Origin of the sequence: Mycobacterium sp., assembly GCF_035640695.1 — a bacterium.
Classification (GTDB): domain Bacteria; phylum Actinomycetota; class Actinomycetes; order Mycobacteriales; family Mycobacteriaceae; genus Mycobacterium.
The window spans coordinates 1-21,225 of sequence record NZ_DASQVQ010000001.1 but is presented as its reverse complement, the minus strand read 5'-3'; the positions used below and the strand labels follow the sequence as shown (position 1 = coordinate 21,225).

Annotated in this window: 20 protein-coding genes; 7 read left to right on the top strand and 13 right to left on the bottom strand. The window is 67.2% G+C overall.

Features of this window, described 5'->3' with window-relative positions; translation table 11 throughout:
* The first annotated feature begins 265 nt into the window (after window positions 1-265).
* From mobF to VE759_RS00080, 5 genes are all read left to right on the top strand, one after another.
* On the top strand, window positions 266-3,073 hold the full coding sequence (gene mobF, locus VE759_RS00100; protein WP_324927227.1) for a MobF family relaxase: 2,808 nt from the start codon (window positions 266-268) through the stop codon (window positions 3,071-3,073).
* A 165-nt stretch (window positions 3,074-3,238) separates the two neighbouring features.
* On the top strand, window positions 3,239-3,976 hold the full coding sequence (locus VE759_RS00095) for a polysaccharide deacetylase family protein (RefSeq protein ID WP_324926942.1): 738 nt from the start codon (window positions 3,239-3,241) through the stop codon (window positions 3,974-3,976).
* Window positions 3,977-4,088: 112 nt separating this feature from the next.
* A complete protein-coding gene (locus VE759_RS00090; RefSeq protein ID WP_324926939.1) occupies window positions 4,089-4,505 on the top strand; it encodes an EVE domain-containing protein in 417 nt (138 codons plus the stop codon).
* 133 nt (window positions 4,506-4,638) lie between these two features.
* Window positions 4,639-4,917, top strand: a complete 279-nt coding sequence (locus tag VE759_RS00085) for a hypothetical protein (protein WP_324926937.1) — start codon at window positions 4,639-4,641, stop codon at window positions 4,915-4,917.
* A gap of 80 nt (window positions 4,918-4,997) precedes the next feature.
* Window positions 4,998-5,315: a hypothetical protein gene (locus VE759_RS00080; RefSeq protein ID WP_324926934.1), complete on the top strand. Its 318-nt coding sequence runs from the start codon at window positions 4,998-5,000 to the stop codon at window positions 5,313-5,315.
* A 41-nt stretch (window positions 5,316-5,356) separates the two neighbouring features.
* Here the strand turns inward: VE759_RS00080 and VE759_RS00075 are convergent, their stop codons facing one another.
* From VE759_RS00075 to VE759_RS00060, 4 genes are all read right to left on the bottom strand, one after another.
* Window positions 5,357-6,109, bottom strand: coding sequence for an amidophosphoribosyltransferase (locus VE759_RS00075; protein ID WP_324926931.1), 753 nt, complete (start codon window positions 6,107-6,109; stop codon window positions 5,357-5,359).
* 59 nt (window positions 6,110-6,168) lie between these two features.
* On the bottom strand, window positions 6,169-6,324 hold the full coding sequence (locus VE759_RS00070) for a hypothetical protein (protein ID WP_324926928.1): 156 nt from the start codon (window positions 6,322-6,324) through the stop codon (window positions 6,169-6,171).
* Between the two features lie 150 nt (window positions 6,325-6,474).
* A complete protein-coding gene (locus VE759_RS00065) occupies window positions 6,475-6,798 on the bottom strand; it encodes a hypothetical protein (RefSeq protein ID WP_324926925.1) in 324 nt (107 codons plus the stop codon).
* 138 nt (window positions 6,799-6,936) lie between these two features.
* The gene (locus VE759_RS00060) at window positions 6,937-7,251 is read right to left on the bottom strand and encodes a hypothetical protein (protein ID WP_324926923.1); all 315 of its coding nucleotides are present in this window, start codon (window positions 7,249-7,251) and stop codon (window positions 6,937-6,939) included.
* 377 nt (window positions 7,252-7,628) lie between these two features.
* On the opposite strand from VE759_RS00060, the gene VE759_RS00055 reads away from it, so the two are divergent.
* A complete protein-coding gene (locus tag VE759_RS00055; RefSeq protein ID WP_324926920.1) occupies window positions 7,629-7,853 on the top strand; it encodes a hypothetical protein in 225 nt (74 codons plus the stop codon).
* Between the two features lie 74 nt (window positions 7,854-7,927).
* Here VE759_RS00055 and VE759_RS00050 read toward each other — a convergent pair whose 3' ends face one another.
* Together VE759_RS00050 and VE759_RS00045 are read right to left on the bottom strand one after the other, a co-directional pair.
* Window positions 7,928-8,584 carry a DedA family protein gene (locus VE759_RS00050; RefSeq protein ID WP_324926917.1) on the bottom strand — a complete coding sequence of 219 codons (657 nt, stop codon included), beginning with the start codon at window positions 8,582-8,584 and terminating at the stop codon, window positions 7,928-7,930.
* A gap of 57 nt (window positions 8,585-8,641) precedes the next feature.
* Window positions 8,642-9,667 (bottom strand): NADP-dependent oxidoreductase, encoded by a 1,026-nt coding sequence (locus VE759_RS00045; RefSeq protein WP_324926914.1) that lies wholly within the window; start codon window positions 9,665-9,667, stop codon window positions 8,642-8,644.
* A gap of 398 nt (window positions 9,668-10,065) precedes the next feature.
* Between VE759_RS00045 and VE759_RS00040 the strand changes: the two genes are divergently transcribed.
* Window positions 10,066-10,776 carry a GNAT family N-acetyltransferase gene (locus VE759_RS00040; protein ID WP_324926911.1) on the top strand — a complete coding sequence of 237 codons (711 nt, stop codon included), beginning with the start codon at window positions 10,066-10,068 and terminating at the stop codon, window positions 10,774-10,776.
* Here VE759_RS00040 and ponA2 read toward each other — a convergent pair.
* From ponA2 to VE759_RS00005, 7 genes are all read right to left on the bottom strand, one after another.
* The gene (ponA2, locus tag VE759_RS00035) at window positions 10,773-13,229 is read right to left on the bottom strand and encodes a transglycosylase/D,D-transpeptidase PonA2 (protein ID WP_324926908.1); all 2,457 of its coding nucleotides are present in this window, start codon (window positions 13,227-13,229) and stop codon (window positions 10,773-10,775) included. The genes VE759_RS00040 and ponA2 overlap by 4 nt on opposite strands.
* Window positions 13,230-13,290: 61 nt before the next feature.
* Window positions 13,291-13,953, bottom strand: a complete 663-nt coding sequence (locus VE759_RS00030; protein ID WP_324926906.1) for a cutinase family protein — start codon at window positions 13,951-13,953, stop codon at window positions 13,291-13,293.
* 121 nt (window positions 13,954-14,074) lie between these two features.
* Entirely contained in the window at window positions 14,075-14,509 is a 435-nt protein-coding gene (locus VE759_RS00025; protein WP_324926905.1) for a hypothetical protein, read from the bottom strand.
* 220 nt (window positions 14,510-14,729) lie between these two features.
* The gene (locus tag VE759_RS00020; protein ID WP_324926902.1) at window positions 14,730-16,481 is read right to left on the bottom strand and encodes an AAA family ATPase; all 1,752 of its coding nucleotides are present in this window, start codon (window positions 16,479-16,481) and stop codon (window positions 14,730-14,732) included.
* Window positions 16,478-18,253 (bottom strand): hypothetical protein, encoded by a 1,776-nt coding sequence (locus VE759_RS00015; RefSeq protein ID WP_414687798.1) that lies wholly within the window; start codon window positions 18,251-18,253, stop codon window positions 16,478-16,480. Before VE759_RS00015 ends, VE759_RS00020 begins: the two co-directional genes overlap by 4 nt.
* Window positions 18,250-20,799, bottom strand: a complete 2,550-nt coding sequence (locus VE759_RS00010) for an ATP-binding protein (RefSeq protein ID WP_324926899.1) — start codon at window positions 20,797-20,799, stop codon at window positions 18,250-18,252. Before VE759_RS00010 ends, VE759_RS00015 begins: the two co-directional genes overlap by 4 nt.
* Before the next feature lie 3 nt (window positions 20,800-20,802).
* On the bottom strand, window positions 20,803-21,132 hold the full coding sequence (locus VE759_RS00005) for a hypothetical protein (protein ID WP_324926896.1): 330 nt from the start codon (window positions 21,130-21,132) through the stop codon (window positions 20,803-20,805).
* Window positions 21,133-21,225 lie beyond the last annotated feature (93 nt).

Genomic DNA, 21,225 nt, shown 5'->3' with positions numbered 1-21,225 from the left:
GCGACCCCCACTTGGCGACCCCACCAACTGGCTTCCTCCGGCGCTACCCGCCTTGACTCCTGAAAATTCGTGCGGCACATTGGCACAAACCTGTGAGAGAGTGATTTCGGGCCCGTGGCGTCCGAAATCGCGGCGGCTGAATGCAAGCCGCACCGCTGTGCGGTCACACTACCGCTCCCCCGCGGCGACGCTCTGGCGACGCGCCGCGGCGCGTCCGAATATGGTTCGCCGCAAGCGAGCCCGCCACGGAAGCGAGGTGGCCGACATCCTGACGATCGCGCAGCTGTCGCGGTGGAGCATCCGCTACTACAACGACAGCGCCAACGATGTCAAGCCGGCGTCGGCGGATCGTGCGCAGGCCAGCGGCGGGCTGGCCGAGTACTACTGTGCGGCCGACACCCGCGCGCCCACATGGTTAATCGCCGGCGACGCAGCCAAAGTCGCCGACCTCACCGGCCTGACCGAAGCGGACCTCGACGGCGGGTTCGCCGACACCGACACCGCGGCCGCCTGGCTGGACGACGGCACGGCGCCCAACGGCGCCGCCGGGCGCGCGTTCGGCGTGAAGAGCCTGCACGGTTTCGACCTTACTTTCGCCGCGCCGAAAAGCGTCTCCCTGTTCAGGGCTCTCACCGACGACGTCGGCGAGAAATTAATCGCCCACGCTCACGTGACGGCGGTCCGGGCGGCGATGGAGTATCTGCACACCCACGCCGGGTACACCCGAACCCACAATAGGCTCACCGGTGCAAAGGATCTGGAAAAACTGCCCGGCCTGGTCGCGATCGCCTACCAGCACGAAACCTCGCGCGCCGGCGACCCGCACCTGCATAGCCACGTCGTCGTTCCCAACCGCCAGCCCCGCGCCGACGGGCAACTGGTGTCGCTCGACTCGAAGTCGCTCTACCACGAGGCCAAAGCCGCCGGCGTGATCTACCAGGCGGTGCTGCGCCATGAGCTGCACGCCGAAAAGGGCTTCGAATTCACCCCCACCGACGCCCACACCGGCATGGCCGAAATCGCCGGCGTGGACTCGGCCTGCATCAAGGCGTGGTCTCGGCGCTCCAGCCGGCTGCGGGAATGGGCGCGCAACAACCTGGTCGTCGTCGAGGGCGAACCCACCCCGGCACAGCTTCAGGCCGCGCAGAAGGCCACCCGGCCACCGAAACCCGAATCGCTCCCGTGGGCCGCGCTGAAACACATGTGGCGCGCCGACCCGCGCGGGCTGACCCTGCGCCGCGAGGCGCACTACGCCGCGAAAGACGAGCGCCGCCGCACCCAACCGCGCACGCTGGATCGGCCGCGCATCGCGGCGCTGGCCGCGCGCATCGACAAGCCCGCGTTCACCCGCGCCGACATGGTGGAGCTCGTCGGCGCGCAACTGCCGATCGACGCGCCCGGCGACCCGCGCCGCATCATCGAACAGATCGTCGACGCGGTGAGCGTGCGGGTCAGCGCACCCAGGCAGGCCCACCAACGCGAGGGCCACGAGAAATACACCATCGATTTCGTCATGGCCGAAGAGGAGCGGCTGTTCGCGATGGTCGACGATTCCGATAACCGCTGCCGCCTCGACCTGCGCGAGCAAGACCTCGGCGACCTGTCGGCCGACCAGCAGCGCGTCGTCGCCAACATCGCCGCTTCCCCTTTTCTCATCCAGCCGCTGCAAGCCCCCGCTGGCGCGGGAAAGACCCACTCCCTCAAGGCGCTTCGCGCCGCCGCGCGCCGCGCCGGCAAGCATGTCCTCGTGTTGGCGCCCACCGGAAAAGCCGTCGACGCGGCGGTGCAGGAAGGCGCCGGCGACCGCGGCCTGACCGTCGCCAAGGCGCTGCATCTCATCGAGGACAACGCGCTGCCCGTCGATGCCCGCGCGGTCGTCGTCATCGACGAGGCGTCGATGCTCGGCACCCCCGAGCTGAAGAAGCTGCTGTCGTGCGCTGTGGTTGGCCGCGCCAAGCTGGTGCTCGTCGGCGACGCATACCAGCTGGCGCCGGTGCGCGCCCGCGGCGGCATGTTCGAGCAGCTGTGCACCGAGCTGCCGTGGTCGCAGCGGCTTTCGGAGGTGTGGCGTATGCGCAACCGCGACGAACGCGACGCGTCGTTGGCGCTGCGCTCGGCGCACGGCAGCCGGCTCCGCAAGGCGGTCGCGTGGTACCGCGGCAACGGCCGGCTGCACACCGGCGACCCGATCGCGATGGCCGCAGACGCGCAGCTCGCCTACCTCAAGGACCGCGCTGCGGGCAGGGATTCGCTGCTGATATGTGACACCTGGGAAGTCGCCGACGCGCTGAACCGCCGCCTGCACGACACGCTGACCGCCGACGGCCCAAGTGTGGTCGGTGCGCGGGATCAGTGGATCCGCGCCGGGGATCTGGTGCTGAGCAGAAGCAACGATTCCAGCATCGCCGTGGGGCCGGGCCCCCGCCACCGACCCGGGCACCAGGTCGACCAGGTCCGCAACGGCAACCGGTGGCGGGTCGTGGCCGTCGACGCCGACCACTATCGGCTCGTCGCCGAGCGCACGGTCGACAATGCCCGGGTGGTGTTCGACGGCGAGTATCTGCGCGACCATGTGACACTCGGGTATGCGGCGACGGTGCACTCGGCGCAAGGAGTCACTGCCGACACCGCCCATGCCATCCTCGGCGAGAAAGCGACGCGGGCGATGCTGTATGTGGCGATGACGCGCGGCCGCGACAACAACCATGCCTACGTCTACGAGCGGCTGCCCGGCGAGGCCGATCACGACCACTCGACACCGCTGGCCGGCAGCGATATTCACGTGCTGCGCCGCGGCAACAAGTACGTGGCCGCACACCGCTTCCGTGCGATCGTCGCCAACGACGCCCGGCCGCGCACCGTGCACGCGGAAGCCGAACGCACCGAACGCCATCTGCTTCCCGACGTCATCGGCCAGCTGCTCGAGCGCCATGAGCAGCGACGCGCCGCGCGCCGCGCAGTGTGGCGCGAACACGCCGCGCGAGCGCGTGCCCGTGAAACAGCGTGCCACCGCGTGACCGAGCGGACAGGGCCCGAGCACGGCGTCGACCGCGACGCAGCCGTTGAGCTTTGATGAGAAGACCGCATCGGCGGCTTGCCGGGGCGACCATCGAACTTGTCGCCCGTGCATCCGCCGTGTCCGTCGACGTGTCATGCCCACCGCACTCACCGAGAGTTCTCTTGCTCTTTCCGATTTGGACGCTTTGCGGGCGCGGGTGACTCAGTACCGTCTCAGCCCATGCCGAACCTCGATCGCCGGACGTTGATGCGCGCCATCGCGGTGGGGTTTTTGGCCGCGACAGCGACCGCTCCGGATGCGTACGCCGACCCGATCCGGTCAGCGGGTTCAGCGGCCAGGCTGCCCGCCCCCAATGGGGTCCTGACCCGTCTTCCCGGGGACGGCAATATGCTGGCCTTCACGGTGGATGACGGCACCAGTGTTGAGGTGGTCGCCGCATTCGCCAACTTCTGTCGCGACACCGGCACCCGGATCACGTTTTTCGTCAACGGTGTCTACCGGTCGTGGACGGTGAATGCGCCCGCATTGCGGCCAATGGTGGATTCGGGTCAAATACAGCTGGCCAACCACACGTGGTCGCATCCCGACATCACTCGGTTGGGCCCGTCCGCGGCGGCCGATCAGATCCGGCGCAATGCCGACTTCTTGAAAAATACTTACGGGGTGGACGGCACCCCCTTCTTTCGGCCGCCGTACGGGCGCCACAGCCCCGACACAGACCGCATCGCTGCCGATCTCGGCTACCGCACGGTCACGCTGTGGAGCGGCACCGTCGGCGACTCGCGCCCGATTAATCAGACCGATCTGATCGCCCGCGCGGCGGAATCATTTCAACCGCAGCAGATTGTGCTCGCCCACGCCAACCAGCCGCCGATCACGCACTGCTATCCGCAGCTGGTCGACCTCATCCATAGCCGCGGCCTGCAAACCGTCACGCTGGGCGACGTCTTCGCCTGACCATCGCCGGGTCGTGGACGCGCCCAAGCACGCCGCCGCTGAACGTCCCATACAGGACCCCGACGATCGATTTACGGCGTTCTTGTCACACCCCCGGCCTACCGTCGATGCCATGACCAACTGGATCAACGTCGTCAGCCTCGACCATGTCCAGCGTGGTGTCGACGGCGGCTTCACCCAGGCCAACCACGGCAAGCCGCACATGCTGCGCAAGATGGTCCGCGGCGACTGGATTGTGTTCTATTCACCAAAGACCGCCTATGCCAACGGCGAACCGCTGCAGGCGTTCGCCGCCATCGGCCGCATCGCCGACGACGTGCCGTATCAGGCCGAAATGGCACCGGACTTTCACCCGTGGCGCCGCAACGTCGACTTCATGGACTGCACCGAGACGCCGATCCGCTCACTCATCGACCGACTCGACTTCATCGACGACAAGAAACGCTGGGGAGCAAAGTTCCGCTTCGGCGTCATCACAATCGACGACCACGACCTCGAGACGATTCGCCAAGCGATGACCGGGGACTAGGTGCGACAGTCATGCGGCGATCGTGAAGGGGCGGCACACAGCACCGCCATCGGGCGAGCACGTATTCGCCGTGTCGGCGTGCCAGCGCGCCGGTACCCTGTAGGCGATGGCGACCCCGACACCCGGTTCTCGAGTGGTTGAAGCCGAATTGACTTGGGCGCTCGCGGAAGTCGCGGGCGCACATCTCGACGTGGCCGAACGCAATAACCTATACGTCGCCATCGGTATCGGTGAGACCTTCTTCGCGATCGGGTTGCTGACGGCGGCGATCGTGCGCAACGACCTAGCGATTTCCGGTAACCTCGTCACTCGCCTGCACGCATGGTTAGACAGCTATTGCGGCCACGACGACGAGTTGCGTCTGCGTGACTTGATTGGTCGGATGTCGATCCACGCACGCGGCCAGCCGTAAGGCCATGACGACAGTGACCGAAAGCGAACACCTCGCGGACTGCATTCGCGTGCCGGACCGCCGTCGGTTAGGTTGGCCGGGTGCACAGCACCCTCAGCCGCATCGATCAGAGGATCAAGGCAAGCGAGGCAGCTGATCGGCAGCAAGCCGAGTACTTCCGCCGAGTATTGCGGGAACGCTGCACGGACCTCGATCGCAGGATCGAGAAGTACGAGAACGCCGTGGCGAGACATCTCACCCGAGGCAACTCAACCGACGCCCGTTTGCTGCGGCGCATGATGCGCACAGAGCAAGGGGAGCGTCAAACTCTCGAGCGGATGCTCTGGCGTCTTCACGACCGATTCGTGTTGCCGGACGAGCAGCTTGCCGACCTCCAGCGATCGGCACGGCGCTCATGAAAGCCGGCAAGAAAGCCGGCAAAAATGCCTAGTCAACGCGTTCAAGGACATTGCCCGCCGGTCACCGGACAGATTCCGGCGTCGTAATCCCGGCGCAGCCGCGTCTCGATGAAGTCCGCTGTCCCGCCGAAATGCGGGCTGAGCCAACGGCCCACGACCATCACGCTGACCGCCGCAGCGCCGGCGCGACGCAGCGTCAAAGCGGCCGACTGCGCGTTGGATCCGGTGGTCCAGACGTCATCGAGCACCATGACGTGCTGGCCATCCAGCCGGATGTGGGATGCCAACGCGAACTTGTCGGCATTGACCACCCGGTCACACCCACCGGTCGGCATCAGCGCGACAGTGTCGCCGACGGCGTTCATCGTCCGGGCGATCTCGAGTAACGGGTGTACCCCGCGGCGACTGGTCAGCGATGGAATCACCAGCCGCAGCGACACCGGCAGCCCGACGGCAGCGCCGAAGCACCGCTCATGCGATGCGATCGCCAGGAACATCAGCCAATTGATGATGAGGCCGTGTTGCTCGCGAACCTTGCGCGTCGGGTGATGTTTGTAGTCGCGCAGCAGCGCCGCGGACTCGGTGCTGCCAATGGCATAGGTCAGCGGCACCACCAGCTCGGCCACCGCCGCGATCCGCTGGTGCTCGTGACATCGCCAGCAGTACTCGAACCCGCCGACCGGAGCAGCGCAGACGCGGCAAGTCAGGTGCGGCTCCCGGACCGGATTGCGCAGAAACCCGCCGGCCGCCTTGACGAGGGCCGCTCGCGCCTCGGCGATGTCATCGATCAGCATCCTCGCGTTATATGAAGCCGGACCGACAAGCCCCGGGGAACAGCCGTCTTTACCCGAGGTTATTCACAGACCTTTCGATTCGTCGCGATCCGCTCGTCGAGCAGGTCGTCGATCAGGGCAATGGTGGGTGAGCCGCCGAGCCGTCGGATCGCCGCGGCGACCGCTGTCACCAGTTCGAGTTCGCGGTCGATCGTCTCGACGTCGCGCGGCTCCACCACCACTCCTTCCCCTATGCAGCCGCGATGGTAGATGCTCGCACCCCCGACGCCCTGCATCGGGTCCCGCGAGTCCTCTTACTACCGTATGTGTTTCATCAACAGACGCCGTGTTGGATAACGCCGCACATGTCTGCCGCACGGCGCGACTCAGTCGAGCAGGAACCTGATCCGCAATGCCTGGAGCAAGCGCCGCGCCTCGGCGAGTCGCTCGCGCTGGCACACCAACCCGGGCGGTTCACGGTCGGCCGCCCGCTTGGTGTCTCGACGATGGCCGCGCTGCTCCAGCGCATCAACACCCTGCTCCAGATCCAGGATCTCAGCTTTGAGCAGGTCGATGAACACCTGCGCCTGCGCCACGTCACCGGAGTGGGACGGACGTGTCCACGGCACCCGAGCGCCGTCAACCTTTCTGTTCGTTGACCGTGCTTTCGCGCTGATTTCGAGGTCGACGTTGTGCGCAGCTGTGGACACGTCGAAGATTCTGTCCGGATTCCGGCCGAACCGCGACTTGGAGGCTTCATCGCACGGTCGCTTGATGCACCGATTCTCGTCACCACGCGTTAACGCAGAACCCGGGCTGGCCCCCACGGCGCCGACCCGACGCGGCTGCTAGTCGAAAGGACCACTTGGGCACACGATGTCGACGTAGACGGTCGTCAACGTGCCTCGCCTGGCCGGCGCGATGTCAGGGTTGTGGATCCCGGTGACGTTGCACAGCGACAGCGGCTCGGTGCTAATACCGTTGACCCAGTTGATCGCGACGTCGTAGCCCTGGGATTGCAGGTCTTCGATCGTGGCGTCGGCCGGCTCGGCGCCGGCGAAGGGCCACACCGGGTCGGCAACCGCGATCGGCGCGATGGCAACCGACACGACGATCGCCGCGGCGCCCAGCACCGGTGCAATATGTCCCGGTTTGAGCGACATGACGATCCTTCACGACAGGCTGGGCCCAGCTGGCCTCTGCTTCAAGGATCCTCCCCAAAGTCACCGCCGCAACGGGTTACTGCCAATTGACAGCTCCTCCAGGCCAAGTTCGCAGCTTTTGCTGACTCGTGGCAGCTCGTTACGGTCCGCATGACTGGTCGCTGCTCACCTCAACACCGCATGGCAGGAATGCATTGAACGTCGTGATCCTGCCACGCCTGCACCATATGCTGCCAACCGGGGATGGATCGGCTGGACCTGGCTGTTTAGCCGGATAGATCGGCAAGGGAGCACCAAAGAGCCGATCACGTAGCGACAGACCCGCGGATTTCGGTCCGCGAGCCTCCGCACAGCTCGAACAAGAGGAGGCACCAAAGATGAAGAAGTTAACGTTTGCCGGTATCGCTTCCAGCGTCTTGGCAGCACTGGCCATCGGACTGGCCGCTCCGGCCCTCGCCAGCGATGGCGGACCGGGCACGGTCGCCCTCCCGCCGGGGGGTCCCATCGCGGTCTACCCGCAGGACAGCAGCGTCGGTGGCGCCAACCCCTACACGCCCTTCGGCACCGATCCGTACGTGCCCTTCGGCGTCTGGTCACACTGACACCAAACCAAGCCGTCCCGTCCGACAATTCGTCGGACGGGACGGTCGTCTTTGTCGGCCGTGCGCGGTCCGCGCTACTCGTGGCGTTTCAGGCTTTCCCAGTCGTGCTCTTGCTCGAGTTCGGCGATCACGCGGCTGGTGCGTTCCCGTAGCAGCAGCGTCGCGGCCACACCGCACATCACAGCGACGACGAGAGCTATCCACGAGAACCGGGAAAGCCAGCGCTCAGCGGCCACGCCCGCGTAGTAGACGACGGCCGTGGTGCCGCCGGCCCAGCACAGCCCCCCGCTGGCGTTGGCGGCGAGAAACTTCCAGTAGCGCATTCTCAGCGCACCCGCGAGGGGCCCGGCCAGTATCCGCAGCAGGGCGATGAAGCGCCCGAAGAACACCGCCCACACCCCCCAGCGTGCGAACAGCCGCTCGGCAAGCGCGACGTGTCCCGGGCCGAAATGTTTTGGAAAGCGTGTGCCGAGCCGCTCGAACAGCGACATGCCGAACCGGTGGCCGATCGTGTATCCGATGGTGTCACCGACGACGGCTCCGATGGTGGCGGCGGCGCCAACGTACACGGGGCTGATATCGAGGGTGTGGCGTGAGGCCAGCAAGGCAGCACTGACGAGCGCGATTTCGCCGGGAAGCGGAATACCAAGGCTTTCAATGCCGATGACGGCGCCGACGATGATATAGACCGCGAGAGGTGGGATCGACTGCAGCAGCGATTCCACGTTCACGTCGAAAAGCATGCCCTAATCCGGCCTGCCCGCCCACGCGGGCGGCGCGGCCGCGGCTCAGGCCGGCGTCGGCTCGCCGACTCTGACCAGCGTCTTGCCGATGTTGGCCCCGGTGAACAACCCGTTCAGGGCGTCGACGCACGACTCGATTCCCTCGAAGACGTGCTCGCGGTGCACAAGCCGGCCCTCCTGCTCCCACTCGCGGAGCGCGGCGAATGCCTCGTCAAAGCGGCCCCACTGGTCCAGCGCGTTGAACCCTTGCATGAGCGCCGTTTTGGCCAGCAAATTCACGTAGTTGGCCGGCCCCGGGTGTTCGCCAGTCAGGTAGCTGGAGATGACGCCGCAGAGCACGACCCGGGCCTTGGGGGCCAGGCGGCCCAGCACCGCGTCGAGAATCGGCCCGCCGACGTTGTCGAAGTAGACATCGACCCCGCGCGGGCAGTGCTCCTTGAGCGCCGCCCCGAGGGCCCCCCTCTTGTAGTCAATGCACGAGTCGAACCGGAAGCTCTCGACCACCGCCCGGCACTTGTGGGCGCCGCCGGCGATGCCAACCACCCGGGCGCCGGCGATCTTCGCGATCTGCCCGGCCACCGATCCCGTGGCGCCGGCCGCGGCGGAAACCACCACCGTCTCCCCGGGCTGGGGCCGGCCGATGTCCGTCATCCCGAAGTAGGCGGTGGCGCCGGTGGGGCCGTAGACCGACATCACCGCCAACTGGTCGACCGTGTTCCCGCCGGGGATGGGGGTGCTGAACACGTCGTCGCGGACGATCACGTACTCCTGGAAGCCCGTCAGCGTGGTGACGACGTCACCGACGGTGTACGCGTTGCAGTGCGACGCCACCACCTCGCCGATGCCGGCCGCCCGGATCACCTCGCCGAGCTGCACCGGCGGAAGATAACTCGGCTGGTCGTTGAGCCAGGTCCGTGCGGCGGCATCGATGCCCACGTAAGTGGTGCGAACCAGTGCCTCGCCCTCAGCGGGCTGTGGCGCCGCCGAGGTGACCAATTCGGTGTCACCGGGCTGGACCAGCCCGGTCGGCCGGCGACGCAGCACGATCTGGCGATTCATCAGGTCGGGCACATGCCGAAACTACCGAAGGCGCTGACCGCTTCTGCGGTGAAGCGCTGACACCAGGGTTAAGTGATCTTGAGAACCGGGTAGCCGTCCGGTATGAGGCGTCAGCAACTCACCCGGCGCGCTTCTGGTCTCGGCGCGCGGGAGACCGGATGACCGCTGTCCACAGGTGCGCCGCCTGCGGCTATCCCATGTTCGGTCCCGGTCTGTGCGCCTTCTGCCTGCCGCTGCGGGCGGTTACCGGCGACCAGGCTCTGCAGTGGATGCGGTCACCGAAAAGCAAACCCGACACCGAACGGCTGTTTGCTACATCCAATTCGGCCATGCCCGCCGGTTAGCACGGCTGTCGCGTCGGACGCTTTGTGCCGCTGGGACCTAGCCAGCCAGCGTATATAGTCCGAACGATGACCGACCACGATCGCGCCGCGGCCCGCCGGGAGATCACCGATGCGCTCGTCCGCGCACTCGAACGTCGTCATGAGGTTCTTGACCTGATCGTGGGCGCCGATGATCGATTCGCCGCAGTCAACGCGATTACCGATTTGCTGGACATCCCGCCCGCGGCGGCCGAAGCGGTGATGGCTATGTCGTTCGACCAGCTGACGAAGGAGGCGCGACAGCAGATCGCGACCGAGCTTGACAACCTCAACGCCCAACTGAGCTTCACCGCGCGGGAGCGGCCCGCTAGCTCGGGCGAGACTCTGATGCTGCGCCCCTTCTCCCCCGAGTCGGACCGCGACATCTTCGCCGCACGGACCGCCGACGTCGGAGCGGCAGGCGACGGCTCGGGCGCACCCGCCAGTGATCTCGACGACGAGATCGGTTCGGCGCAGACCCGGTTTCATAATGAGGATGCGGTCTGGCTCGTGGCCGTCGAGGGACAGCAGAAGGTCGGCATGGTGTTCGGTGAGCTCGCCGGCGGTGAGGTGAATGTGCGGATCTGGATTCACCCCGACCACCGCAAACGCGGCTACGGCACCGCGGCCCTGCGCAAATCTCGATCGGAGATGGCCGCCTACTTTCCGGCCGTACCGCTGGTAATCCGCGCGCCCGGCGCCATGCCCGCCGTGAATGGCTCTATCGGGCCATCGGCGGTGCCGCCGGTCGACGACTAGCCCGGTGGTTGGGGTTGGGCCGGCGGTGGCGCCCCGAGCACGGGCACGGAGATCGGCGGCAGTCCCGGAATCTCGATGACCGTCGAACCGATCTGGGGAGGTAGGTACGGGCGGGTGGGCCCGCGGACCGGCGCGCGCTCCTCAGGTGGCGGTGCCGGCGCAATCCCGTTGCTGAGGTTGATCGTGATGAGCGAGCCTGGGATGGTTTGACCGCTCGGGGTGGTCCCTACCGCGGTGCCGTATGGCGCCGAGCTGTTGACCGATATCGTCTGGTCGGCGACCTGAAAGCCGGCGTCCTTGAGGCGTTGCCGCGCCGCATCCACATTCAGGCCCTCCACACTGGGCACCCGGCCGCCCGGGGCGCCCTCGACGTAGCGGGGATCGATTGGCGGCAGGTGCAAGTCACCGTAAGCGGTGGCGATCGGCTTCATCGCCTCAAACCATGTGCGCGCGGGCTCGTTTCCGCCGTAGAGGTCGCCGCTGCCGCACTTGCGCAGCGGAAACGAACAGATGCCTGACGGCGTGTTGGAGTCGTCGAAGATGTAGTTCGCCGCGGCGTAGTGGTCGGTGAAGCCCACGAATCCCGATGACCGATGTGCCTCGCTCGTGCCGGTCTTGCCTGACATCGGCAGGTTCCAGCCCACGGAGCCGGCCGAGCCCGCCGCGGTGCCGCCGCCCTGGTGGTCCTTGCTCATCGCGTTTGCGAGTGTGTTGGCCAGTCCCTCGGGCACCGCCTGTTCGCACGGCTGGACGGTGTAGGACACCTCCTTTCCTCTTCGGTCGAAAATCTTGTCGATCGGACTGGGCGGGCACCACATGCCGCCGGAAGCCAGCGTTGCCGCCACATTCGACAGCTCGAGCGCGTTGAGCTGAAACGGACCCAAGGTGAACGAGCCCATGTTGTGTTGCTTGATGAAATCGGCCAGGCTTTCGTTGCCTGACGGGTCGTAGGTCCGCGCCGTTCCCGGTATCGCGTAGGACCGCATCCCCAGTCGCACCGCCATGTCCACCGCGCGCGGGACCCCAACCTGTTGAATCAACTTCGCGAAAGCGGTGTTCGGCGAGGTGGCCAGGGCGTCGGTGACATTCATCGAACCGCGATAGCGGCCGGCGTTCCTCACGCACCAGGTTTCCTTGGGACAACCCGGCGTGTCGCTGCTACCCAGGCCCTTGGCTTGGAAGAAGCCCGGCACCTCCAACTGAGTGTTGATGCCCATGCCCATCTCCATGGCCGCGGCCGTCGTGAAGATCTTGTATATCGACCCGGCGCCGTCGCCGACGAGCGAAAACGGTTGCGGCTGCATCGTTTCATGGGCATCGCCGTTGAGCCCATAGGTCCGGTTGCTGGCCATCGCCATCACCTGGTGGGCGTCCTTCCCGGGCCTGATCACGCTCATCACCGAAGCGACGCCGTCGAGGGTGGGCGTGGCGACCTTGTCGACCGCCTGCTTGACCGAGCTCTGCATCTTCGGGTCCAGCGTCGTGCGGATCAGATAACCGCCACGTGCGACCTGCTCCTTGCTGATGCCGGACCGTGCGAGGTAATCCAGCACATAGTCACAAAAGAACGCGCGATCGCCGGAGGCGATGCAGCCACCCGGCAGCACGTTGGGCCGAGGCAGCACACCCAGTGGTTCGGCCTTGGCGGCGCGCAACTCCTTTGCGTACTGAGGGACTGTCTGCATCATGGTGTCCAGCACCACATTTCGCCGATCCAACGCGGCTTGGGGATTGGTGTAGGGATCGAGCAGACTGGTCGACTGCACCATGCCCGCCAGCAGCGCCGCCTGTTGCCAGTTCAGCCGCGATGCGTCAACACCGAAATACGTCTGGGCGGCATCCTGGACACCGAACGCGCCGTTGCCGTACGCAATCAAGTTGAGGTAGCGCGTGAGGATCTCCGCCTTGGGGAAGGTCTTGTCGAGGGTAAGCGCCATCCGAATCTCGCGCAGCTTGCGCGCCGGCGTCGTCTCCACTGCGGCGCGCCTCTCGGCGTCGGTCTGCGCGGCGACCAGCAGCCGATAGTTCTTGACATACTGCTGCTCGATCGTCGAACCCCCGCGGGTGTCGAGGTTGCCGGATACATAGCCGGATAGTCCGGTCAGCGTGCCCGGCCAGTCCACGCCGTTGTGCTCGGCGAACCGCTTGTCCTCGATCGAGACGATCGCCAGCTTCATCGTGTCGGCGATCCGATCACTGGGCACCTCAAACCGGCGCTGCGAATACACCCACGCGATCGGTTTCCCCGCGGCATCGACCATCGTCGTCACCTGCGGGACGTCACCCTCGAGAAGCTGTGCGGAGCCGTTGCCGACGACGTCCGCAGCGCGCAGCGACACCAGCCCGATGCCGCCCGCGAAAGGAAACATCAGTGCGGCCGCCACCACGCCGGCCATCAGGCAGCACCACGCCAACCTGATGACAATTACGGATGGCGGCGGTCGCTCCCCCATAAACCCAGCCTATTCGCAAAACCCCAGCCCGGGACCGGATCCGCCGCATATGCGCACTCCGCTAGAGCCGGCTCGCGGCGAAACTTGCGCCCTGGCCCACCATCCCGTTGACCGAGTACAGAGCGTGCGAGACGGTGGCCGTCGCATCGGCAGCACCAGAGCAGATCGAGTCACCGGGCGCGCACAACTCAATCGTCTTGGGCTTATACAGGGGGCCGATCACGACAGGCGGCGCGCCGTACTGGCGCATGAACTGATCGGAAGGTTTCCCGAAGAGAGCGACCGCGGCGACGTGGTCGGCCACCTCCGGCGCCATCGGCGCAGGCACGAACGCAGCAGGTACTCCCTCCGGTACGGCAGCCGAAGTGACGAAACCCGTCACGACGGCGCCCTGGGAGTATCCGCCGAGCACCATCCTGGTCGTGGGACAGTTCGCCGCCGTGGACTGGATATGAGCGGCCTCGTCACTGATCCCGTCGACGACCGTTCTGGCGAAATCCATGCCGGCGCCGAAATCGCTGCTAGCAGGGTAATTGACCCCATACACCCCCACCGACCTGCCGCCGACCTGCGAGCGAAGCGCGTCGACGAACGCCTGCCCTGTGCCGCCAACGCCAGGCGGCTCGGCGGTACCGCGGGCGAACACGACCTCAACGTCGGGGCACGGCTGGGCCGACGCGGGTGGGGCGGGTGCGCTCAGCAGCACCGCCCAGGTGGACAGCATCGCAGCATAAAGGCAAAGAGCAATCCGGCGAGCACTCACGTCAACCCCCAGTCGGCGCGCCACCCCATCTTGATCAATTTGATGACGTTCATTTCAAGCGGTTACCCGAATGAGCCGGGCGTCATGCCCCGCAAAGCGGCGCATGTTGCGTCCGGTGCAGTGTGCACGACATGACGGTTACGCCCAATTTCTCGGAACCCACATCCAACACCGTGTAGCCGCTCGATTTCTGCAGTGTTGCAACGTACTGGTCACCAACCTTGAGGTCGAGTCCGGCGCCGCTACGTGAAATCAGGGATGCCAACGAGATGGTGACCCGCTGACTGGGGTCGCCCTTCCACGTGACCGACCATTTTTCGCCATCCGAGGACGCACCGGAGACCATGCCGAGTGTGCCCGTGCCGTCCGGCGCCAACTTCAAACTGCGGCCATTCCCCGACCACTCGGCGAACAACGACGGCTCATCCGCCCGGGCTATGCCCGGTCCAGAGGCAATGATCGCCGCGGCCCCCATCGTGACAGCGCCCCCGCGCAGCCATTTGTAGGCCTTGGTCATGAGAGTTCTCGCCTTCGGATGCGATTCGGTGGTCGTGGTCCAGCTTCGCCGGTAGCGGGGTTGTCCCGACCGACACGTTGCATGACCCTGACGTCAGGCTAGTACGGCGGAACTTTGCCAGGGCGCGGATCACGCCGCAAACCGACTCCGGTGTTCTCCCACCGCTCCCATCCGCCCGCGGCAACCGGCCAGCAACCGGCCAGCGACCGGCCATTAGCCCTCATCCACTGCCCAGCGCCGCCGCCAACGCCCGAGCCATGTCGTCCTCACTCACAACCAGCGCCGAAGCATCCATGGTCGCCAAGTCCGACGGCGCCACGGTCGACAACCGCCGTGCCCGCTCGTGCTTGCAGTGCACCACGACTTTCCGTGCGAACCGCCCGTTGCCGGCCACATCCAAAGCGGTGCCGTCCCCGGACAGCGTCTCCCGCAGTCGTGCCGCCTCGGCGTGCAGCAGCGGCCAGGCGCGGTCAGAAATGGCCACCTTCTCCTTGGCCGCAATCAACTGCGCGATCGAGACGATCTCCGCCGGGGTGTAGGACGAAAACGTCAGCGTGAGATGGAATCTGGACGCCAGCCCGGGGTTGGCGGCCATGAACCGGCGCATCTCGGTGGGATAGCCGGCCACGATCACCACGAAGTCCTCGCGATGATCCTCCATGTATTTCATCAGGGTGTTGATGGCGTCCTTGCCGAAGCTGTGGCCCTCGTGTTCGGGCACCAGCCGGTAGGCCTCGTCGATGAACAGCACCCCGCCAAGCGCTTCTTCGCAGACTTCCTTCATCCGCGCGGCGGTCTGTGACACATACCCGACCACCAAATCCTCTTCCGTGACCTCCAACACCTCGGGTCGGGCAATCTTGCCCAGCCCGAACAGGATTTCGGCGGCGATGCGCGCGAACGAGGTCTTAGCAGTGCCGGGCGGCCCCTCCAGCACGATGTGGTTCTCGTTGGTCGCCGACACCTGCTCGCCGCGGGCCGCCAGGATCTGGTCGATCTGAATCTCGGTGCGCCACACCGTAATCTGTTCCTTGGGGCCCTCCAGCCCAATCAACTCATCGAGCTTGGCCTGCGCCGAGGCCAGCACCGCCTCCTGCCGCGCCGCGAGCTCCAAAGCCTCGCGCTGCGCGCGGCTGACTTCCGTCGACGGGTCCCACGCATCTGAACGGGAAGCGATCGTCTCGACGTCGGAGACCACCAGCCGGTAGTCAGAGTTCTCCAACGCCTGGCGCGCGGCCGCAAGCGGCTCACCGTCGACCACCGCCTCCCGGAAAGCAGCCCTTGCGCCCTCCTCGTCACCCAGCTCCCGCAGACACCACCCACGCGTCAGCGCGACGTCGGCGGCCACATATGGATTAGCCGTGCGAACCCGCTGCAGCGTGTCCAGCGCCGCCTGCACCTGCCCCAGTGACGCCGCCGCGGCCGCCGACAAGGTGTCCACCGCGGCCGTCACCTCGTCAATCACGTGGGTGGCGTGCGGCGGCGGCGACTTGGCGGCCGCGGCAAGCAGATCGGGCCAGCGGCGGGCCCGATGAAACAGCGCCGCCCGCACGAACTGCAGCCACTGGGCGGCCTGGGCGTCCTCGGTGATCACCGGGTCTTCGAGCACGTCGGCGGCCGCGGCGTAGTCGCCGGCGATGATCAGTGCGCTGGCGTACGCCAGCCCGATGCTGGCCCGCGACCAGGCCGGCAGCGTCAGATACAGCGGGGCATGGGTGCGGGCGTGCAGCTGCCCGTCGGGCAACCCAAGCCGGCGGGTCTCGCGGTAGAGGGCGCGCGAATTGGCGTGCGCGCCGGCCAGGGTCGACACCGCGTCGTCGTCGCAGGCCAGCCGGCCCAGCCACGCGTCGGACATCCCCGGGTTGGCGTTGGTGATCGAAGTGAACGCGCCCAGCGCCCGGTCGGTGTCACCGGACTTGTAGTGCTCGATCGCGGCGTCGAAGGCGCGGCGCTGCTCGGTAGGCGAAGTCATCGCTGCAGTGGATCTCCTGGCTCAATGATGGGATTGACCGTAGTCGGTGACTCTTCGTGCGGCTGGTTCTCGGGGAGCTCGGGGCTTTGATTAACGTCGCCGGCCTCGCCACCGCGCGCCGGTTCGGCCACCGGCGGCACCGGGTAACTCACCATCACCGGTGTGGCCGATGCCGCACGGGTCAGCTTTCGACCGCCATCGGGACCGCCGCCCGAACGCCCATCCTCGCCGGAACCGTTGTGTCCGTGCAGGAGCGGCTCCCACCCCGGCATCGGCGGCCCGTGCACCTGCCGGGGGTTCTCGGTGGCCTTGTCGAGCTGCTCCCACGGCGGCGGATCACGTCGCGCACGCAGTTCGCGAGCCATACCACGGACGCCCCGCAGACCCGCCCGCCCCGCGCCACCGACGGCGGCCGAGATGCCCATGCCGAGCGCGACATCGGTGGCACGGCCCAGCATTGCGTGCCCACCCGGGTGACCGGCCATCTCGGCGCGCACGTGGCGCAGCAGATACAACGCGGCCAGCGACGCCGCCCCCATCATCAGCACGTGCGCGAACGGATTGGCGCCGCCCAGCTGGGCCGGCAACGGCGCCGACACCAAACGCTCGATCGCCAGCCCGATGACGCTGACGTAGACGATGTAGACCGTCACCTCCACGCCGTGGCCGAAGAAGTCCCACACCACCGCGATCGCGCGCCGCTGCGGGGCGCCGGGGATGGCGCCGCTCCACAGCACCGGTAGCAGGATCACCGTGGTCCACATGGCCTTGACCGACACCCGCAGCACCGCCCATCCCGATACCACCACGAACAGCGCCACCAGGCACGCTGCCGCAACGAACACCATGCCGATCCACACGTTGGAGCCGTCGAGGTGCTGCGCGTAGGCGACTGCCGCGCGATCGCCGCAGGCGCCCATCGCATGCACCGGACTGTCGGAGGTGTCGTCGCGCAATGCGGCCGACCAGGCCGCGCCGCAGTTGCCGACCCGGTCGACGACGTGCCCGAAGTTCCACAGCTGCAACGGTTCTCGCACCGTGTGGGTGATAAGGCTGGCCGTCAGCGCGTCGATCTGCCCTCCCACGCCGACGCCCGGATCGAGCTGCCCGTTGTGGGTGGCGGCCTCGGCGACCGAAAACCCGAGCCGCCGACCGAACGCCAGTAACCCGTTGTCCCCGTACATTTCGCCCACCGGGTCGGCGAACACCGCCACCGACAACGCAGGCACGGTCATCGCGATCAGGATCATGGTCGCACCCCGGCCGGTCTCCCCGCGCCGAATGGTGACGGCGCCGGCGAACACCCCGATCGGGATCGCGATCAGCAACAACCCCAGTCCGGTGGTGACTTGGATAACCGCAGTGGTGACGGCGCGGGCGATCTCGCCGATCACGGTGAGCCAGTAGGTGCTGACAGTGATCCGCAGAATCACCAGCGCGATCGCGATGATCCCCACGAACAGCCCCGCCTCCGAGGTCAGCATGCTGGCCACGGTCCACTGAGTGCCTAGCACCGCGAACGCGTGCACCGTCCACGCCAGCCAACTCGCCGGATCCCAGCCGAGGCCCGGGCCGGCCCGGGTGACCTGCTCGGGGATCGCGGCCAGCGACAAGTAATAGTCGCCGATCGGCACCCCGTAGCTGTCGCGCAGCCCGGTCCAGTTAAGCACCACCGCGTTACTTGAAGCGCTAGCCCGCGGCGCCGCGCACACCGCCAACATCGCCAGCGCGTGCACCGTGGCCAGCGTCCGCACCGACCGGCGCCAGCTCACCGAAACCGCCCCGTGCGTTGCGGATTAGTGTCCAGCTGGTGGGCCAGCCGCGCGGTCGGCGCCTCGAACAGCCGCACCTTGCCGAACCCGCCGAACTCGTCGAGAAACCAAGCCTCGCCCTCGCGGCCCGGGATGACCCTGCCGTAGCGGCTGTCGATGGTGTCGTCGCCGTGGTCGACCAGCTGCACCGGGCTGGTGTGCTCGACGTACATGCGTAGCAACTCCGGGTGGCGGTCCAGGTCCCGGCCGCACCACTGCAGCGTCGCCCGAGCCAGCCCCGCCTCCGTGAAACCCAAGCACAACCGCTGGTCGATGAATTCGTCCTCCAGTACCCCGAAGTCCTTGATCGGGTGCTGACTGATCCCAACGAATCCGGTCCAGCTCTTCCGGCCCTGGCGGATGATGCGGTTGCAGCACTTCTGCCCGCCCGGCGAATTCGCCAACGGCGCTGCCTCTTCCACCACCAGCACGTCGGGGCGGTCCCGCCTCGAGAAGAAGATAGTCTGCGATAGGTCGGCGGCCAGCCCATAGATCGCCTGACCGGCGCGCTGGCGCGGCGTGGTCAGGTGATGCAAATGGACCGCGTACTCCTCGGTCACCGTTGGCAGCTCCAAGCCGGCGGTGTTCCAGATCACCGCCGCCGCCCGGGCCAGGTCGGCAACCGGCAGCGTTTCGTCGAACACTGCCCTCAGGTGGCGTTCGGTGCGCAGCCCCTCCAGCACAACCAATAGGTCGTCGTCGGCACCGTCGCGGCCGTCGCGCAGCCCCCGCAGGTATTCGATGAACCGCGCCAGGCTGCCAATCCCGTTGGCGTCACGGGTTTCCGGCGCCAGGTGCGCGCGCAGCCGTGCCGCCTGCCGGCTGACCGCCGAATAGCCCAGCAGCGGCAGCAGATGGTCCACCGCGTGCTCGGCGGCGGAGTCGTACGGAAATATCCGCAGCGGGTCGATGCACATCCCCGGACGGGCCAGGTCGACGACGACCGTGTCGTCGACATCGGCCAGCGCCCGCTGGTGCTCGCGCGGCTCGCTGGGGTCGAAGACATGCACCCCGACCCCCAGCAGCAGCCACGCCCGGATCAGCAGCTTGCCGATGTGCGATTTCCCGCGGCCGGGTGATCCGCAGATGACCAGGTTGGCGCCGGTGTCGCGGGCTGGCGCGTTGAGCAGATCCAGCAGCACCACGTCGCGCAGGCCCGGGCTGGACAGGTTCATGCCCAGCGGCACCCCGGTGTTATTGCCCAGCTTGGCGGCCAGCAGCGGCACGAACTTGGCGAACCGCTCGGTGCTGGTGGGGTTGCGGAACTCGGCAAACGCGCCAGCCGCTTCGCCGCCCGGGCTGAATGCCCGCCACAGCGCGGCCTGCCCGCCGCGCCAGCGGCGAAACCCGATGTCCTGGCGGCGAAACGTCTGCGTCAGCGTCGCTACCGCGGTGTTGCACTCGTCGGCGCTGCCTGCGCCGGCGGCGAAGACGATGGCCACGTCGACGCCGCGTTCGGCGGTGCCGCGTTTGAGCTCCGACGTCAATTCTCTGCCCGATGCAAGCTTGCGGATCAACTCGTCGTCGGCACCGGCGTGGCGGCCGCGCTGGCGGAACTGGTCGGTGATGTTGGTGATCACGTTCTGGGCGGCCGCTACCGCCGCCTCGGCCGGCCGAAACGCGGCGGAAATCGTCCAGTCCAGCCTCACACCGGGCCGGCTCAGGTCGTCCAACACCTTGAACAGGGCCGAACGCGGCCAGGCGATCCCGGAATCCGGGAAATCCTGAAGCGGCAGCAGCGCCTGATACGCGTCGCCGACCTCGTCGGCCGGGTCACGGTAGGTGCGTACGAACGCGTCGGTCTCCGAGCGGGCCGCCCGCCACCGGCGGCCGCGCAGCGCCGCGGCAGCCTCATCCAGGTACACCGGGCTGAACGCCGACCCCGGGAGGCTGGCGTGCGGGTCAAACGGCACGGTGGGCAGCGGATGCGCCCATACCCCGCGGCTGGCGGTGTAGTTCCAGTGCCACCAAATCTGTTCCACGCTCGCCGGTTTCGGGAAAAACACCGCCGGCAGCGCCGCCATCATCTCCGCGGCCAGCGCCCGGTAGTGGGCCAGCGACTGCTCACTGTCCTTATCCCTGCCCCGCACCGAGTCGACCAGCCGCCGCCACGTCCCCGCCGGGGTACACCCGGCGCGGCCGTATTCCAGCGGCAACGTCAGCCAGTAGATGCGCCGGCTGGCGTGGTGGCGGGTGAGTATCGGCTCCCAGGCGCGGCAGTACCGCACCCACGGTTCGGCCTCGGCTGACATCGCACCACCGGCCAAGATCCCATGGGCGGCAAGGGTTTTGCGCAGGGCCGTGCGGGCCGGCACGGGAACCGTTAGCCCGCTGATTTGCGCGCCCGACGGCAGCGTGCGCCACAGCTCGGCGTGCTCGGCGGCCACCGTGTTCTGCCATTGTTCAGACAGGAAAATGAACGGCACGCCCGACAGCAGGTATTCGGCGTACACGCCGTAGGAGGTCAGGCGCAGGTTGCCCACCGCGCCCAGCGGAGCCAACGACATCGATCAGCCGGTGTAGATCCGGGGCCGCAATCGCGCCCACATCCACCGGGCGCGGGTGGCGACCGATGGGCGGTTGGCGGGCAGCTTGGCCAGCAGCCAGATCGCGCTAACCGTCAGCGCCGTGCCAACCACCAAGATGGTCAGCGCGTGCCCGCTGGTCAGCGCGGCGGTGGTGGCGGCGCCGGTCGTGACGAACCCGATCACCGCGGCGATCGCATCGGGGGCGCGCCACTTCTCCCGAAACGGCATCCGGAACCCGGTGCCGGAGTCGCCCAGATAGGTGACGACGGTGCGCTGGTCGGAATAGATCTTGGCGGGTGTGTCGGCAACCACGTCACTGCCCCCACGGGCTGTCGACGTGCACGGTGTTGCGGATGCCGTGGCTGTTGAACTCTCGGGTGACCATCGCGGCGATGCCGACCGACA